A 14674-nucleotide genomic window follows, 5' to 3' on the forward strand; every position below is an offset into this window, starting at 1 on the left:
AGGGGCGAAATTAATCGCCCCTTAATAAGATTATTTAGTGTTGTTTTCCAAGTATCGATTTACCTGATGGTATACGACACTCATCAACCATTCTTTGTGTAGCAGCATTAGGTGCTGAAGTCATTAAACTTACAACTACCATAGCAACTAAACTAACAGCTGATCCGAAGATACCAAATGTTAACTGTGTGATACCTAAGAATCCACTTCCACCATTACGTACCCAAATTAGGTAACCTAATCCTGAAAGTAATCCTAGAACCATACCAGCTATTGCACCTTCTCTGTTAGCTCTACTCCACCATACACCTAGTACAAGTGGGAAGAATAAACCAGACATCGCAAAGTCAAAAGCCCAGATAACTGAACCTAAGATACCTTGGATCTCCATAGCTGCGATTGTTGCTCCAGCAAAACCAATTACTACAAGTAGTACCCTTGCAACAACTAGTCTTTTTGCAGTTTCCGCTTTTGGATCAATGATCTTATAGTAAACATCATGTGATATAGCGTTTGCAATTGCTAGAATTAAACCATCTGCTGTTGACATGGCAGCTGCCATACCACCGGCTGCAACTAGACCTGAGATTACATATGGTAATCCAGCTATTTCTGGTGTTGCTAATACAACGGCTTTACCACCCATGAAGAACTCGTTTAATTCAACAGTTCCATTTCCGTTAAAGTCGCTGATAAACATCAGATTAGCTTGGTTCCAGTTTTGATACCAATCAATCGCTTGAACATCTGCTACTGATTTACCGATAATACCAGTTGGTAATGACGGATCAATCAATGCTAATTTAGACAGTGTCGCTAACATTGGCGCAGAAGAATAAAGTAGGAAGATAAAGAATACTGACCAACCTACAGATTTTCTAGCTGCTTTTACACTTGGAGTAGTGAAATATCTCATCATCACGTGTGGCAATGAAGCTGTTCCCATCATCATCGCTAGTGCTAATGAAATAAATGCCCAAGGTGTAGCGTTAACCGCTGAGTGAGCTTTAGTTATTCCAGCTAAACCTTTTGGTACCATAGCAAGATTCTCTTTCGAGTTAGCTACAAAACCAAACTGTTGTTCTAAATCAGCAATTCTAGCTACTTCATCTGCTAGCATGAAGTGAGGGAAAAACCCTGCACCAATTTTGTTACTGATCCAGAATACTGGAAGTAGATAAGCTATAATCAACACGATGTATTGTGCAACCTGTGTCCAAGTTACTCCTCTCATACCACCTAACATTGAACATAATAAGATACTTACTAATCCAACATAAACAGCGTATTGGAATGGAATATCTAAAGCAACAGATGCAATAGTTCCAGTCGCGTTAATTTGTGCAGTCACATAAGTAAATGATGCAACAGTTAAGACTACAACTGCGCAAAATCTAGCTAAATTACCACCGTATCTTGTACCGATAAAATCTGGAACTGTGTAACAGCCAAATTTTCTTAGGTATGGTGCTAATAAAGATGCAACCAACACGTATCCACCAGTCCAACCTACAAGTAGTGCCATATAACCATAACCTTTGAAATAAATACCACCTGCCATTGCAACGAACGATGCACCAGACATCCAGTCTGCTGCTGTCGCCATTCCATTGAACACGGTTGGTACTTGTCTTCCAGCTACGTAATATGCATCTGCTTGAGCTGTACGTGATAGATAACCAATTATAGCATAGATGGCTACTGTAAATGCTACGAAAGCGATACCAATCGCTTTAGCCGACATACCCATCTGCTCAGCAATTGCCATAATAATTATGAAACCTATAAATCCTCCTGTATAGATTCCATAAACTTTAGGCAAATTGTCTATAAAATTACCTTTTATCATTAGTCATCTCCTCTCTCGCTGAAGCCGAACTCTTCATCAATTTTTTCTTGTCTATTCGAAAACCAGAAAATAAGGATTACGAAAATTGCAAGAGAACCTTGACAAGTGAACCAATAAGTTAACGGATAACCAAATGGTCCCGTAACTTCGTTCATTTCTGCCCCAAAAAGGAAGATGCCCATTGAGAATACAAACCAAATTGCTAATGTAACAAATAGCAATCCCCTGGTTTTTTCCCAGTGTTGTGCTTGTTTTGACATATATACCTCTCTCTTTTTAGTTATAACTGGCAAAAACCATAACCATTATGAAAGAGATTTAAAGTATTAAAATTGTTAATAATAAGGGACTTTTTGAGTTATAAGTATGCAAAATACCGCATTTTATGTCAAAATATAAATTATCCTGGAAAGATCTGACTTGGAATGATTTTAAAGTTTACCTATTTGCAATGTTTAAAGCTTTTATTCCCAAGAAAAAAATTAAAACCTTGGACGATCTTGAGATTTTTATACAAACTAAGTCAGCTTGGGTATCCCAAGTTACACTTTATAGTTATTTAAAAACTAGAATGGGAACTAGATATGTTCTTCATTTTGATAATGATGAGTTTATGTCTTCTGTAAATCTAGCCAAATGGAATATTTATGCAGTTGCTCTTCAAGATCTTACTTTTTTTACATTTTCCCATTTGAAAGTGAATAATAATTATAATGAAGTTAACAAAGCAAAAGAAATTTTTTTTAAAATTTTAGATGATGAGATATCAAATAAAATGCCATTAGATATCATTGATAAAGCTAAAAAAGATTTTGATGAAAGATTACATAAATTAAATTGGGATAATTATTATAAAGACTTACCTTTTAATCCTAGTGCTTTATCCCTTTACGAATGGGCCCCAATATCTGATGAATTAAAAAGCTTAGATCGTAAGATTGTTTTAAATTCAGTAATCTTAAAATGGGATGTGGTTAAAAAAGAATTTAATGAAAGAATAAACTTTTAAGTGTTTTTTCTATTTTCCACTAAACTATCTACAACACTTGGGTCAGCTAGCGTCGTTGTGTCTCCTAATTGACCATGTTCATTAGCTGCTATCTTTCTTAAAATTCTTCTCATAATTTTTCCTGATCTTGTTTTAGGAAGTCCTGGAGTAAAATGAATTAAATCTGGAGTGGCTAATGGCCCAATTTGTTTTCTAACCCAAAGTTTAAGTTCTCTTTCAAGATCACCTGTTTCAGTTTCTCCAGCATTCAAAGTTACATAACAATATAAACCATTTCCTTTTATATCATGTGGGTATCCCACAACTGCCGCTTCAGCTACTTTTGGATGTGCAACGAATGCACTTTCAATTTCTGCTGTTCCAAGATTGTGACCAGAAACAATAATTACATCATCTACTCTTCCTGTAATCCAATAATATCCATCTTTGTCTCTTCTACATCCATCACCAGTAAAATATTTTCCATCAAATTGAGAAAAATATGTATCTATAAATCTTTGATGATCTCCATAGACTGTTCTCATTTGACCTGGCCATGATTGAGAAATACACAATCTACCTTCTCCAGCGCCTTTAATTTCTTGGCCATCTTTATCGACAAGACAAGGTTTTATTCCATAAAAAGGCTTTGTTGCTGACCCAGGTTTTAAAGGGATAGCTCCAGTTTGAGGAGCAATTAATATTCCTCCTGTTTCTGTTTGCCACCAGGTATCAACAATTGGACATTTAGAATTTCCAACAGTTTTATAATACCACATCCATGCTTCTGGATTTATTGGTTCACCTACTGTTCCAAGAAGTTTTAGTGATTTTCTCGATGTTTTGTTGACTGGATCACTGCCTTCTCTCATAAGAGCTCTAATTGCAGTTGGGGCAGTATAAAAAGTATTTACTTTAAATTTATCAACTATTTGCCACCATCTTGAGCTGTCAGGATAATTAGGCACACCTTCAAACATTATGGTTGTAGCACCATTTGATAAAGGTCCATATATTATATAACTATGTCCAGTGACCCAACCGATATCAGCAGTGCACCAATAAATATCTTTTGGTTTGTAATTAAAAATGTATTGATGAGTCATTGATGCATAAACCATGTATCCACCAGTCGTATGTAAAACACCCTTTGGTTTGCCTGTAGATCCCGAAGTATAAAGAATGAAAAGAGGATCTTCAGCATTCATTTCCTCTGGTTCACAATTATTAGAAACATCTTTAATTAAGTCGTGATACCATACGTCTCGATCATTATTCCAATAAACATAATTACCTGTTCTTTTTACAACAATACATTTTTTCACATTAGGGCAGTTAGTTAACGCCTCATCTGTTGTAGCTTTTAATGGAATTGTTTTTCCTCCTCGCACACCTTCATCAGCAGTAATTATATACTCCGACTCGCAATCATTAACCCTTCCTGATATAGATTCTGCTGAAAAACCTCCAAAAATTATTGAATGAACAGCTCCAATTCTTGCACAAGCCAACATTAAAATTGCTAGCTCAGGTATCATAGTAAGATAAATTGTAACTCTATCTCCTTTTTTTATTCCTAATTTTTTTAATCCATTTGCAGCCTTAGAAACTTTTTGATGAAGTTGTTTATAAGAAATTTTTTGATTATCTTTTGGATCATCACCAACCCAAATAATTGCAGTTTTATCTTTTTTATCTTTTAAATGTCTATCAATACAGTTCGCTGAAGCATTTAATGTACCATCTTCAAACCACTTAATCCTCACTTCATCTTTACTATATTTGACATCTTTAATTTTTTTATATGGTTTAATCCAGGTAATTCTTTTTCCTTCTTTTTTCCAAAAAGCATTATTATTTTTAATAGAGTCGTTATATTTTTTTTGATATTGAGCTTTATTTGCAAGACTACTTTTTATCCATTCTGGTTTAGTTTTGAAAATCAATTCAGAAGATGTCTGATTATTTTTTTCTTTTGTTTTTTTTTGATATTTTTTTCCTGTATTATTTTTTCTTTTTAAGACTTTTCTTTTTTTAGATGACCTTTTCTTAATTTTTTTTCTTCTTTTCTTTGAAGTTTTTCTTTTTGATTTTGTTTTCTTCTTTTTTTTTGGCATAAATGAATATTTAAATTTTACTCATGTTATATAAAATTTTCCAGCTTTTAGAGTCAATAGACATTACAGACAGTCTACTTTGTTTTATGAGTGATAAATGTTGTAATTCCTTACTTTTCTTGATATTTTCAAGCGCAACAGGTCTATCAAGTTTTCTAATAAATTTAACAGTGACAGCAACAAACCGACCAGATTGGTCTGTTTTATCTAGATAAGCTTCTTTAATAACTTCAACAACTCCTACTATTTCTTTACCAATATTGGAATGATAGAAAAAACATTGATCACCTTTTTTCATTGCCTTTAGATTTTTTGCAGCTTGATAGTTTCTTACACCATCCCATGTGGCCCCTTTGTTTCCAGCTTTTTTCTGTTGGTCAATAGACCACACATCTGGTTCAGATTTTAATAACCAATATTTTTTACTCATAATTTAACACCAGCACCTTTTAGAAAGGCAGCTTTTTCATCTAAGGGCCATCTTGGTTTTGCAGGAAAATCTAAATTATTAAATTGGTTTAACTTAAATTTTTCTAATCCAACCATAGCTATCATTGCTGCATTATCTCCACACAATTCAATAGGTGGGAAAATATGTTCGTAGTTTTCTTCTTTACAAAGTTTAATTAACATACTTCTAATATCTTTATTTGCAGCAACACCACCTGCAACAACAAACTTTTTTTCTTTCGGTTTCACTTGTTTTTCAAATTCAGTGAAGGCTATTTTTGTTTTTTTATACAAAATTTCCACAACTGTTTTTTGAAAAGATGCTGCTAAATCAAATTTTTCTTGTTCAGTTTTAATCTGTTTTGTGATTTTTAATATTGCTGTTTTAAGTCCAGCGAATGATAAATTACATCCTCCTTTATTAAAGATTGGTTTCGGTAAATCATATTTATTTGGATTTCCTTTTTTTGCTAAAATTTCTATTTGTGGACCACCAGGAAATTCAATACCTAAAAGTTTTGCAGTTTTATCAAATGCCTCACCAATAGCATCATCAATTGTTGTTCCAAGTCTTATATATTCACCTAAATTTTTTACACTTAAGTATTGAGAGTGTCCTCCTGAAATTAGTAGTAGTAAATATGGATAATTTAATTCTGAATTTAATTTGGGACTTAATGCATGACCTTCTAAATGATTTACTGCAATAAATGGTTTATTTATAGATGCGGCAAAAGCTTTTCCAAAACTCAAACCAACAGAAAGACAAACAATTAAGCCTGGTCCGGCTGTTGATGCTACAGCATCTATTTCTTTAATATTTATTCCACTATCATGAATTGCTTTCTTTACAATCCAATCAATCTTTTCTATGTGAGATCTAGCAGCAAGTTCGGGTACAACCCCACCAAATTCCTTATGAACATCCACTTGACTGGATACAACATTAGATAAAACGATTGGACTTCCATCATCATTAATTGATATTATTGATGCAGCTGTTTCGTCACAACTAGTCTCAATTCCTAAAATAAAGGGCTTTTTACTCATTCAAATAGTTTTTAATAATTGTACAATCTCAATACAAAAAAGAAATAAATTTATTGATGAGTAAAAAAATATTAATTGGATCTAGAGGTAGTAAATTAGCATTGCTCTATGCACAAAATGTTAAGAACACTATTATTCAGAATACAGACTTTGGTGAATCTGAAGTTATTATAAAAACTATAACTACCGAAGGTGATCAAGTAAAAGATGCAAGATTGTCTGATTTTGGAGGCAAAGGTTTATTTTCAAGCAATATAGAAAAAGAGCTTCAAAACAAAAATATTGATATAGCAGTTCATGCTCTGAAGGACTTACCTGCTATTGAGACAGCTGGCTTAATCACAGACACTTTTTTAGAAAGAAATGATCCAAAAGAAATTTTAATTTCTAAAAATAATAAAAAATTAAAAGATTTAGAAACTAAATCAATAGTCGGAACGTCCTCATATAGAAGAGAGTTTCAAATAAAAAAAATAAGACCTGATTTAGATTGTAAACTTATTAGAGGGAACGTTGATACCAGAATAAAAAAATTAAAAGAAGGTATGTATGATGCGATCATCTTATCTTATGCAGGAATTAAATGTTTAAATCTTGAGAATGAAGTATCTGAAATATTCACAACTGAAGAAATAATACCAAGTGCAGGCCAGGGTATTATTGCACTTCAATGTAGAGAGGATAGTCAAGAAATAATCTCTCTTTTAAAAAAGATTAATCATGATGAAACCTATAAAAGAGCTCATGCTGAAAGAAATATTTTAAAAGTTTTAGAAGGCGATTGTGAAACTGCTGTAGGAGCACATTCTGTAATTGAAGGTGAAAATATTATTCTTGAAGCAGAACTTTTTTCTTTAGATGGCTCAGAGCGATTTTATGAAAAAAAAATTGAAAAAACTGACAAATATAGACAAATTGGAAAAGAAATTGGACAAATTTTAAAAACTAAATCAAATAATTCATATAAAAGATAATATGCATATTTTATTTACTAGACCATTAGAAGATTGTTCAGAAATGATTTTAAAGTTTAAATCATTAGGTCATAATGTGTCTCATCTACCATTATTAAATATAGAAAAAATAAATTATGAAGAAATTAATTTTTTTGATTATGGTGGGATAATTTTTACCAGTGCTAATGCGATAAAATTTTTAAATTTAGAAAAATTAGATAAAAATATTGCATGTTTTTGTGTCGGAGAAGCGACTGAAAAAAAAGCTAGAAGCATTGGTTTTCAGAAAACTATTGCTGCTGAGGGAAATGTTTCAAATTTAAAAGAATTAATCTTACAAAACTATGAAACTAAAGGTAGACCAATGTTGTATGTTAGTGGTGAATCAATCTCATTTGACCTAGATCGACATTTATTAAATGAGGGCTTCGATATTAAAAGAATTATTAATTATCGAGCAAGTCATAATCAAAATTTCGATGAAAAATTCATTAAAGAGCTTCGACTAAATATGCCTGATATTGTCTATGTTTATTCACAAAATAGCGCATTAAGTTTTTTAAATTTCATTAAAAATAATCAATTACAAAGCCTTTGGATGAATACTAATTTAATGTGTATAGGTGAAAAAACTTCATCTATATTGAACGATGTTAAATGGAAAAAAATATTTCTTTTTAATCCTGGTGAAGAGGAGTTTTTGTTATATAAAATTTAATTATGGAATTATTAAATAATTTTTCGGAAATATTTTTATCAGTTTGGAATAAAGGAATTCTTGGTGTCGATATTTTCCAAATATTAATTGGAATAGGAATCTTTCTAATTTTTTTAATTTTTAGAGGAATAATCAGCAAGCTAATTATTAAAAAATTGGAAATAATTTCTAAAAGAACGACAAATAAATTAGATGACACTTTTGTTTCATCATTAATTGGACCAGCAAGATTTTTACCTATTGTTTTAGGATTTTTTATTGCAAGCTATTATATGACATTCTCATTAGAGGGTAGAGAAATTGTTGATACAATTAACAGAACATTAATAACAATTTTAATTTTTTGGGTTATTCATCAGATTATTGAACCTGTTTCTTATATTTTAAGTGGGCTCGACAAACTTTTAACAAGAGAGTTAATTGGTTGGATTATTAAATCACTAAAAATATTAATATTTATATTAGGACTTGCAGCAGTTTTAGAACTATGGGGAATTAAGATAGGCCCAATTATTGCTGGACTGGGATTGTTTGGAGTAGCAGTTGCACTAGGTGCACAAGATTTATTTAAAAATTTAATTTCTGGGATTTTAGTTCTTGTTGAAAAAAGGTTTAAAATAGGTGACTGGATTTTAGTTGATGGAGTCATTGAGGGCATAGTTGAAAAAATTGGTTTTCGCTCAACAACAATTAGAAAATTTGACAAGTCTTTAGCAATTATTCCTAATTTTCAGTTTGCAGAAAATGCGGTAGTTAACATAAGTGAAACTTCTAATTGGTTGATAAGTTGGATTATTACTTTGCAATATGACACTACTGTAGATCAATTAAAAACTATTAGAGATCAAATTGAAGATCATATAAATAAGAGTGAAGATTTTAATACCAGTGTTGGAGTGGCGGTAAGGGTTGATAAATTTTCAGATAGTTCGATAGATATGTATGTTCGTTGTTTTACAAAATCTGGTAGTTGGAACGAATGGTTATCAGTAAAAGAAAAACTTGCTATCGAAATCAAACAGATTGTAGAAAATAATAAAGCTTCGTTCGCGTTTCCAAGTTCTTCAATTTATATTGAAAAAAAATGATCGCCATTTTTTATTTAGTATTACAAATATTAAAACTTTATTCTTATGTTGTAATAGCGAATGTTATAGTGAGTTGGTTAATTGCTTTTAATGTTTTAAATACGCAAAATAGATTTGTTTATGCTCTTTTAGAACTCACTTATAGATTAACTGAACCTTTTCTAAGCAGAATACGAGGTTTCCTTCCAAACTTAGGTGCCCTAGATATATCCCCTATCGTTTTACTACTATTGATTTGGTTTATAGAAATGTGTATGAAGCTCTATATTGCACCGATAATATTCTAAAATTTATGATTTTAATTGATGGTAAAAAAGAAGCTGCATCTTTAAGAGAAGAACTCAAAAAAGAGGTTTCAGAATTAAAAACCAAATTTAACAAAGTTCCTGGATTAACTGTAATCTTGATTGGTGATTTAACTCCAAGTCAAATCTATGTGAGAAATAAAGAAAAATCAGCTAACGAAGTGGGGCTTAAGTCTGAAGTAATAAAATATCCGGACAGTGTAGAAGAAAAAGTTGTATTAGATAAAATAGAGGAATTGAATAAAGATGAATCAGTATCTGGTATTTTAGTTCAGCTACCTTTACCAAAACATATTGATAAGCAAAAAGTTATTGAAGCAATTGATCCCTCAAAAGATGTAGATGGTTTTCATCCAATGAATGTAGGAAACCTGTCGTCAGGCTATGAAAGTTCTGTGCCATGTACTCCTTTAGGATGTTATTTATTAATTAAAAAAATCGAACCGAATTTAAGTGGTAAAAAGGCAGTAGTAGTTGGGAGATCAAATTTAAATGGTAAACCAATGACACAACTTCTTTTAAAAGAAAATTGCACTGTGACAATCACACACTCACGTACTAAGGATTTAAAAGCAGAATGTTTAGAAGCAGATATTATTGTTGCTGCAGTTGGTATACCTGAACTTGTTAAAGGTGATTGGGTTAAAAAAGATACAATTGTAATTGACGTTGGTATTAATAAAACCGACAAAGGTATTGTTGGCGATGTAGCATTTGATGAAGTTTCTAAAAATGCGAAAGCACTAACACCAGTACCTGGTGGCGTAGGACCTATGACTATTGCTTGTTTACTCAAAAATACAATTGATTGTTTTAAAAGATCCCAAAAATAAACATTTTTAATTTTAAGTATTATTGTCTCAACTTATGAAATTTTGGTTATTTAAATTTTTTCTTTGATAAGTTTAAAATATGAAGAAACCACCTTATGAATATAGAATTGCAATAATCATGCTGATATTAACTGTAATTCCAATTGGAGCAACTCAACTGGGATGGTATCTATACGGAAAGATGATGGGCTTTAATTTTGGGATGATAGCTGGTACATTGGCTGTAATTTTAGCAGGTTATTTGATGTATCAAAAAGGTTGGAGAAATGAGGATGAAGATTAATTTATGGAAAAGATAATTTTTTTTTCATTAGCACTTCCAGCTTTGGCATTTGTAATTTATTTAGGTGGATCAGCAATTATGAAAGGTTTTGCTGCGAAAGTATCTAACAGACCTGAAAAAAATGAGGAAGAAAACTTTGAAAGCATCACAAGTAATTCTGATCAACTAAGTAGTGAATTAAATAAACTAAATGAACTTTTAAAAAGTGGAGTTTTAACCCAAGAAGAGTTTGAAAAAGCTAAAAAAAAAATTCTCGAAAATTAATTATAATTCAATAAGTTTTTTCCATTAACCATAAGCTATTTCCTGCAAGAAAATATATTTTTCCATTTACCGGGTGAACTTGTATATCTCTTATTCTTCCAATTTTATTTTTAAAAATGATATCTTCTTTAATATTTGACAAGTCACTAAATATTAATTTTCTTAAAGATTGATCTTTAAGCGATGTGATTAAAGCATGTCCATTCCATTCGCTGAATTCTTTGCCTCTATAAATAGTTATTGCACTTGTTGCGATTGAAGGTACCCAGTAATATATCGCTTTTGTAAAGCCAGGCTTCCATTTAGGACCAATTGGAATACCAGAATAATTTGTACCTCCCCATCCTAAAATTTTCCATCCATAATTTTCACCTTTTTTTGCCTCACCAAACCAATCCCCACCCCTTGCTCCGTGGTTACTTAAATAAATTTTTCCATCAAATGGAGATAAAGTTAAACCCTGAGGATTTCTTATTCCTATTTGATAAATTTCTGGTAACCAATCAGATTTGCCTTCAAATTTTGGGTTATCTTTTGGAATGCTTCCATCAATATTAATTCTAATAATACTTCCAGGGTGTTTTTTTGGATCTTGTGCAATCATACCCTCACCCCTTTCACCAGCCGATGCAAATAAAAAATTATCTTTAATCGCTAATCTCGATCCAAAGTGATAACCAGAGTTGATGGGAGGATTAGCTTGAAAAATATTTTTAAAATTTAAGTTTTTGTCGTTAAATTTTGCTTTAGCAATAGAAGTACTAGTTTTTCCATCCCCTCTATTTTCTGAATAAGAAATATAAACAAAAGTATCTTTAAACAAAATGTCTAACAAACCTCCTTGATTATGCTCGAGGTAATTAAGATCATGATTAACTTCAGAGATTTTTTTAGAATTAAGATCAATCAATTTAATTTTTCCACTTTTTTCAGTAATCAAAAGTTCATTATTATTGATGAATGTAGAGCCCCATGGGTCATTTAAATCTGCAATCTTTTCAAAATTAAGATTTTCTGCAAATGAAACATGTATAGAAATTAAAAAAAAGAATATGGAAATGAAAAATTTTCTCACTTTAAGAAAGCTTTGATCTACCACCATCAACAGCAATAATCTGACCAGTAACCCAAGAGCTGTCATCTGTGATGAGAAATTTTGCAAGAGAAGCTGAATCTTTTCCTTCACCTAATCTTTTTAAGGGATGAGCTTTAGCTATTCCATCTGCTAATGCTTTATTCTTCAACATTGGTTCAGCAATCTTTGAATTAGTTAAACTTGGAGCAATACAGTTCACTCTTATATTTGGAGCGAATTCAGCTGCTAATGAAACAGTTAATCCTTCGACCGCAGCTTTAGTTGAAGCAATTATTGCGTGATTAGTAAATCCTCGTTGTGCTGCTACTGTAGAGAATAAAACTACTGAACCTTTATTTTTTTTTAAACTTTCTTGATAACCCTTAATAACCTCAACTGCTGAATAAAGATTTAATTTCATACATTTATTAAAATCATTTTCATTTACCATTCTTAAAGGTTTTAAATCTATTGAACCAACACAATAAGCAACACCTTTTATATCTGAAATATCATTTTTAACCTTTTCTATAAATCCATCTTCTAAAACATCAGCTACAGTAAAAGCACAACCAATTTTTTCAGAAATACTTTTTGTTTCATTTTCATTTCTTCCAACCAAATGAACAGAATTTCCTGAGTTTACTAATTGCTCAGCTAAGCTAGATCCGATTGAACCTGTCGCACCAAAAATGAGATATTTTTCTGACATAAAAAATTTTATTAGTTATATTTAACTATGAAGTTATTTTTTATACTGGGTAATCAATTATTTCCATCAAAATACTTGGACCGCTTCAAAAAAGACCACCTATTTTTTATGGCTGAAGATTACCAATTATGTACTTATGAAAAACATCATAAACAAAAAATACTCCTCTTCCTATCATCAATGCGTTCACATGCAGACAGTCTTAAAAGAGATAAATTTAAATTAGAGTATATAAAAATTGAGGATAAAGAATTCAAGGATGATTATTTAAAAAAATTAAAAAAAGTAATTAGCTCAAAAAAAATAAAAGAAATTTCCAGTTTTGAAGTTGAAGATAAGTTTTTTGAAAAAAAAATAAATCAATTTCTTAAAAAGGAAAAAATAAAATGGAATATTATTCAAACTCCAATGTTTTTAAATTCAAGAGATGAATTTAAACAATATCTATCCAAATCAAAAAAACCTTTTATGGCAACCTTTTATAAAGATGTCAGAAAAAAATCAGGGATATTAATGGGTTCGGATGGAAACCCGATTGGAGGTAAATGGAGCTTTGATGAAGATAATAGAAATAAATTACCAAAAAATATTTCAATTCCAAAATTTCCAAAAATAAATGAAACTAATCATACTAAAAAGTTAAAACCAATTATTGAAAAATTATTCAAAGATCATCCAGGCAAAACTGGAAATTTTTGGTTTGCTACTGAATATAATGATGTCATCAAACTTTTAAATTTTTTTATCAAAGAGAAATCAAATTTATTTGGAGATTATGAAGATGCTGTTGATCAAAAAGATAATATTTTATTTCATAGTGCATTAAGTCCATACATTAACTTAGGTTTGATCACTCCAGAATTTATTATTAAAAAAGTTTTAGAATTCCACAAAAGTAAAAAGATAAGATTAAATTCACTAGAAGGTTATATACGTCAGGTAATTGGTTGGAGAGAGTTTATGAGAGGAATTTATCAAAGTTATTCAAACGAAATGGAAACTGTAAATTTCTTCAAACAAAATAGAAAAATGAAAAAATCTTGGTATGAGGGCACAACTGGATTGCCTCCACTCGATTATGCAATTAAGAATGCCTTAAACTATGGATGGTCTCATCATATCGAAAGATTAATGATTTTATCCAACATAATGAATCTATGTGAAATAAAACCAACTCTTGTTTACAAATGGTTCATGGAGATGTTCGTAGATTCTTCTGATTGGGTAATGGTACCTAATGTTTATGGGATGGGATTGTTTAGTGATGGTGGAATATTTGCTACCAAACCTTATATATGTGGATCTAGTTATTTTATGAAAATGATGGATTTTAAAAAAGGCGAGTGGTGTAATACAATGGATGGATTATATTGGAGATTTATTGATCGTAATAGAAAATTTTTTTTGAAAAATCCAAGACTTTCTATGATGGTAAGAATTTTTGATAAAATGAAAACTGAAAGAAAAAAATTAATTTTGTCAGCTGCAGATAAATTTATTAAACAAAATACTAACTAAATTTTATGTATATTGCTATTACTGGTTTAAAGCCAAAAAATTTTTTTTCAAAATTAAGATTTTGGTTGTTAGCAATTACATCTTTTAGAGCAGCACAAAAAGCTGAAGGAAATATATTTTGTGAAACAAAGTCATTTAAAGGATACCAGCATACTTTAACGGCCTGGAAAGATAGAGAGCTGATGGTTAAATATTTAAATGGAAATGAGCATTCAAAAGCCATGAGAAATTTTAAAGCAATTGCAACAGGCTCTACATATGGTTATGAAAGCGATCAAATTCCAAGCTGGGATGAAGCTTTAGATCTTTGGAATAGAAATTTTAAAGAATATTAAATTGAAAAAAGAAAACTTACCAACAAAAATATGCCCTATATGTAAAAGACCATTTACGTGGCGGAAAAAATGGAAACTTAATTGGGATAGAGTAAAATATTGTTCCAAGAAGTGTTCTAAGTTAAGTTAGTCA

General features: G+C 30.9%; 18 protein-coding genes. 11 read left to right on the plus strand and 7 right to left on the minus strand.

The genetic code is table 11. The features are described from left to right. Positions 1-34: 34 nt before the first annotated feature. Positions 35-1849: a sodium:solute symporter family protein gene (locus ACTTAV_RS01320; protein ID WP_440669683.1), complete on the minus strand. Its 1815-nt coding sequence runs from the start codon at positions 1847-1849 to the stop codon at positions 35-37. Then, the gene (locus ACTTAV_RS01325) at positions 1849-2109 is read right to left on the minus strand and encodes a DUF4212 domain-containing protein (RefSeq protein ID WP_075519621.1); all 261 of its coding nucleotides are present in this window, start codon (positions 2107-2109) and stop codon (positions 1849-1851) included. The genes ACTTAV_RS01320 and ACTTAV_RS01325 overlap by 1 nt, the downstream gene beginning before the upstream one ends. Before the next feature lie 125 nt (positions 2110-2234). Between ACTTAV_RS01325 and ACTTAV_RS01330 the strand changes: the two genes are divergently transcribed. Next, positions 2235-2858: an esterase gene (locus tag ACTTAV_RS01330; RefSeq protein ID WP_440669684.1), complete on the plus strand. Its 624-nt coding sequence runs from the start codon at positions 2235-2237 to the stop codon at positions 2856-2858. Here the strand turns inward: ACTTAV_RS01330 and acs are convergent. Genes acs through tsaD form a run of 3 tightly spaced genes read right to left on the minus strand, consistent with a single transcriptional unit; the run spans position 2855 to position 6454 of the window. Beyond that, positions 2855-4954: an acetate--CoA ligase gene (acs, locus tag ACTTAV_RS01335; RefSeq protein WP_440669686.1), complete on the minus strand. Its 2100-nt coding sequence runs from the start codon at positions 4952-4954 to the stop codon at positions 2855-2857. The two genes, ACTTAV_RS01330 and acs, sit on opposite strands and share 4 nt — an antisense overlap. A gap of 10 nt (positions 4955-4964) precedes the next feature. Continuing rightward, a complete protein-coding gene (locus ACTTAV_RS01340) occupies positions 4965-5384 on the minus strand; it encodes an EVE domain-containing protein (protein ID WP_440669687.1) in 420 nt (139 codons plus the stop codon). After that, positions 5381-6454 (minus strand): tRNA (adenosine(37)-N6)-threonylcarbamoyltransferase complex transferase subunit TsaD, encoded by a 1074-nt coding sequence (gene tsaD / locus ACTTAV_RS01345; RefSeq protein WP_440669688.1) that lies wholly within the window; start codon positions 6452-6454, stop codon positions 5381-5383. Before tsaD ends, ACTTAV_RS01340 begins: the two co-directional genes overlap by 4 nt. 56 nt (positions 6455-6510) lie before the next feature. On the opposite strand from tsaD, the gene hemC reads away from it, so the two are divergent. From hemC to ACTTAV_RS01380, 7 genes are all read left to right on the plus strand, one after another. Further along, complete coding sequence (gene hemC / locus ACTTAV_RS01350) at positions 6511-7428, plus strand: hydroxymethylbilane synthase (RefSeq protein WP_440669689.1); 918 nt, start codon at positions 6511-6513, stop codon at positions 7426-7428. Position 7429: 1 nt separating this feature from the next. Further along, positions 7430-8128 carry a uroporphyrinogen-III synthase gene (locus ACTTAV_RS01355; protein WP_440669691.1) on the plus strand — a complete coding sequence of 233 codons (699 nt, stop codon included), beginning with the start codon at positions 7430-7432 and terminating at the stop codon, positions 8126-8128. Positions 8129-8130: 2 nt separating this feature from the next. Next, on the plus strand, positions 8131-9216 hold the full coding sequence (locus ACTTAV_RS01360; RefSeq protein WP_440669692.1) for a mechanosensitive ion channel family protein: 1086 nt from the start codon (positions 8131-8133) through the stop codon (positions 9214-9216). Next, on the plus strand, positions 9213-9503 hold the full coding sequence (locus ACTTAV_RS01365; protein WP_440669693.1) for a YggT family protein: 291 nt from the start codon (positions 9213-9215) through the stop codon (positions 9501-9503). The genes ACTTAV_RS01360 and ACTTAV_RS01365 overlap by 4 nt, the downstream gene beginning before the upstream one ends. Positions 9504-9508: 5 nt before the next feature. Next, complete coding sequence (locus tag ACTTAV_RS01370) at positions 9509-10354, plus strand: bifunctional 5,10-methylenetetrahydrofolate dehydrogenase/5,10-methenyltetrahydrofolate cyclohydrolase (protein WP_440669694.1); 846 nt, start codon at positions 9509-9511, stop codon at positions 10352-10354. Between the two features lie 79 nt (positions 10355-10433). Next, positions 10434-10637, plus strand: coding sequence for a hypothetical protein (locus tag ACTTAV_RS01375; RefSeq protein ID WP_440669695.1), 204 nt, complete (start codon positions 10434-10436; stop codon positions 10635-10637). A gap of 3 nt (positions 10638-10640) precedes the next feature. Further along, the gene (locus ACTTAV_RS01380) at positions 10641-10901 is read left to right on the plus strand and encodes an SHOCT domain-containing protein (RefSeq protein ID WP_440669696.1); all 261 of its coding nucleotides are present in this window, start codon (positions 10641-10643) and stop codon (positions 10899-10901) included. Between the two features lie 7 nt (positions 10902-10908). Here the strand turns inward: ACTTAV_RS01380 and ACTTAV_RS01385 are convergent, their stop codons facing one another. After that, entirely contained in the window at positions 10909-12003 is a 1095-nt protein-coding gene (locus ACTTAV_RS01385; protein WP_440671017.1) for a PQQ-dependent sugar dehydrogenase, read from the minus strand. Next, entirely contained in the window at positions 11978-12688 is a 711-nt protein-coding gene (locus tag ACTTAV_RS01390; protein ID WP_440669697.1) for an SDR family NAD(P)-dependent oxidoreductase, read from the minus strand. The genes ACTTAV_RS01385 and ACTTAV_RS01390 overlap by 26 nt, the downstream gene beginning before the upstream one ends. Positions 12689-12715: 27 nt before the next feature. Between ACTTAV_RS01390 and ACTTAV_RS01395 the strand changes: the two genes are divergently transcribed. Genes ACTTAV_RS01395 through ACTTAV_RS01405 form a run of 3 tightly spaced genes read left to right on the plus strand, consistent with a single transcriptional unit; the run spans position 12716 to position 14671 of the window. Continuing rightward, positions 12716-14206 carry a cryptochrome/photolyase family protein gene (locus ACTTAV_RS01395; protein ID WP_440669698.1) on the plus strand — a complete coding sequence of 497 codons (1491 nt, stop codon included), beginning with the start codon at positions 12716-12718 and terminating at the stop codon, positions 14204-14206. Between the two features lie 5 nt (positions 14207-14211). Beyond that, positions 14212-14541, plus strand: a complete 330-nt coding sequence (locus ACTTAV_RS01400; RefSeq protein ID WP_440669699.1) for a hypothetical protein — start codon at positions 14212-14214, stop codon at positions 14539-14541. A gap of 1 nt (position 14542) precedes the next feature. Beyond that, the gene (locus ACTTAV_RS01405; RefSeq protein ID WP_440669700.1) at positions 14543-14671 is read left to right on the plus strand and encodes a DUF2256 domain-containing protein; all 129 of its coding nucleotides are present in this window, start codon (positions 14543-14545) and stop codon (positions 14669-14671) included. Positions 14672-14674: the final 3 nt, after the last annotated feature.

The sequence above is a fragment of the Candidatus Pelagibacter sp. HIMB1483 genome, assembly GCF_052048135.1.
GTDB lineage: Bacteria > Pseudomonadota > Alphaproteobacteria > Pelagibacterales > Pelagibacteraceae > Pelagibacter.

Coding starts and splice junctions, on each gene's coding strand:
- ACTTAV_RS01320 (WP_440669683.1), bottom strand. CDS start 1,849: ATGATAAAAGGTAATTTTATAGACAATTTGCCTAAAGTTTATGGAATC.
- ACTTAV_RS01325 (WP_075519621.1), bottom strand. CDS start 2,109: ATGTCAAAACAAGCACAACACTGGGAAAAAACCAGGGGATTGCTATTT.
- ACTTAV_RS01330 (WP_440669684.1), top strand. CDS start 2,235: ATGTCAAAATATAAATTATCCTGGAAAGATCTGACTTGGAATGATTTT.
- acs (WP_440669686.1), bottom strand. CDS start 4,954: ATGCCAAAAAAAAAGAAGAAAACAAAATCAAAAAGAAAAACTTCAAAG.
- ACTTAV_RS01340 (WP_440669687.1), bottom strand. CDS start 5,384: ATGAGTAAAAAATATTGGTTATTAAAATCTGAACCAGATGTGTGGTCT.
- tsaD (WP_440669688.1), bottom strand. CDS start 6,454: ATGAGTAAAAAGCCCTTTATTTTAGGAATTGAGACTAGTTGTGACGAA.
- hemC (WP_440669689.1), top strand. CDS start 6,511: ATGAGTAAAAAAATATTAATTGGATCTAGAGGTAGTAAATTAGCATTG.
- ACTTAV_RS01355 (WP_440669691.1), top strand. CDS start 7,430: ATGCATATTTTATTTACTAGACCATTAGAAGATTGTTCAGAAATGATT.
- ACTTAV_RS01360 (WP_440669692.1), top strand. CDS start 8,131: ATGGAATTATTAAATAATTTTTCGGAAATATTTTTATCAGTTTGGAAT.
- ACTTAV_RS01365 (WP_440669693.1), top strand. CDS start 9,213: ATGATCGCCATTTTTTATTTAGTATTACAAATATTAAAACTTTATTCT.
- ACTTAV_RS01370 (WP_440669694.1), top strand. CDS start 9,509: ATGATTTTAATTGATGGTAAAAAAGAAGCTGCATCTTTAAGAGAAGAA.
- ACTTAV_RS01375 (WP_440669695.1), top strand. CDS start 10,434: ATGAAGAAACCACCTTATGAATATAGAATTGCAATAATCATGCTGATA.
- ACTTAV_RS01380 (WP_440669696.1), top strand. CDS start 10,641: ATGGAAAAGATAATTTTTTTTTCATTAGCACTTCCAGCTTTGGCATTT.
- ACTTAV_RS01385 (WP_440671017.1), bottom strand. CDS start 12,003: ATGGTGGTAGATCAAAGCTTTCTTAAAGTGAGAAAATTTTTCATTTCC.
- ACTTAV_RS01390 (WP_440669697.1), bottom strand. CDS start 12,688: ATGTCAGAAAAATATCTCATTTTTGGTGCGACAGGTTCAATCGGATCT.
- ACTTAV_RS01395 (WP_440669698.1), top strand. CDS start 12,716: ATGAAGTTATTTTTTATACTGGGTAATCAATTATTTCCATCAAAATAC.
- ACTTAV_RS01400 (WP_440669699.1), top strand. CDS start 14,212: ATGTATATTGCTATTACTGGTTTAAAGCCAAAAAATTTTTTTTCAAAA.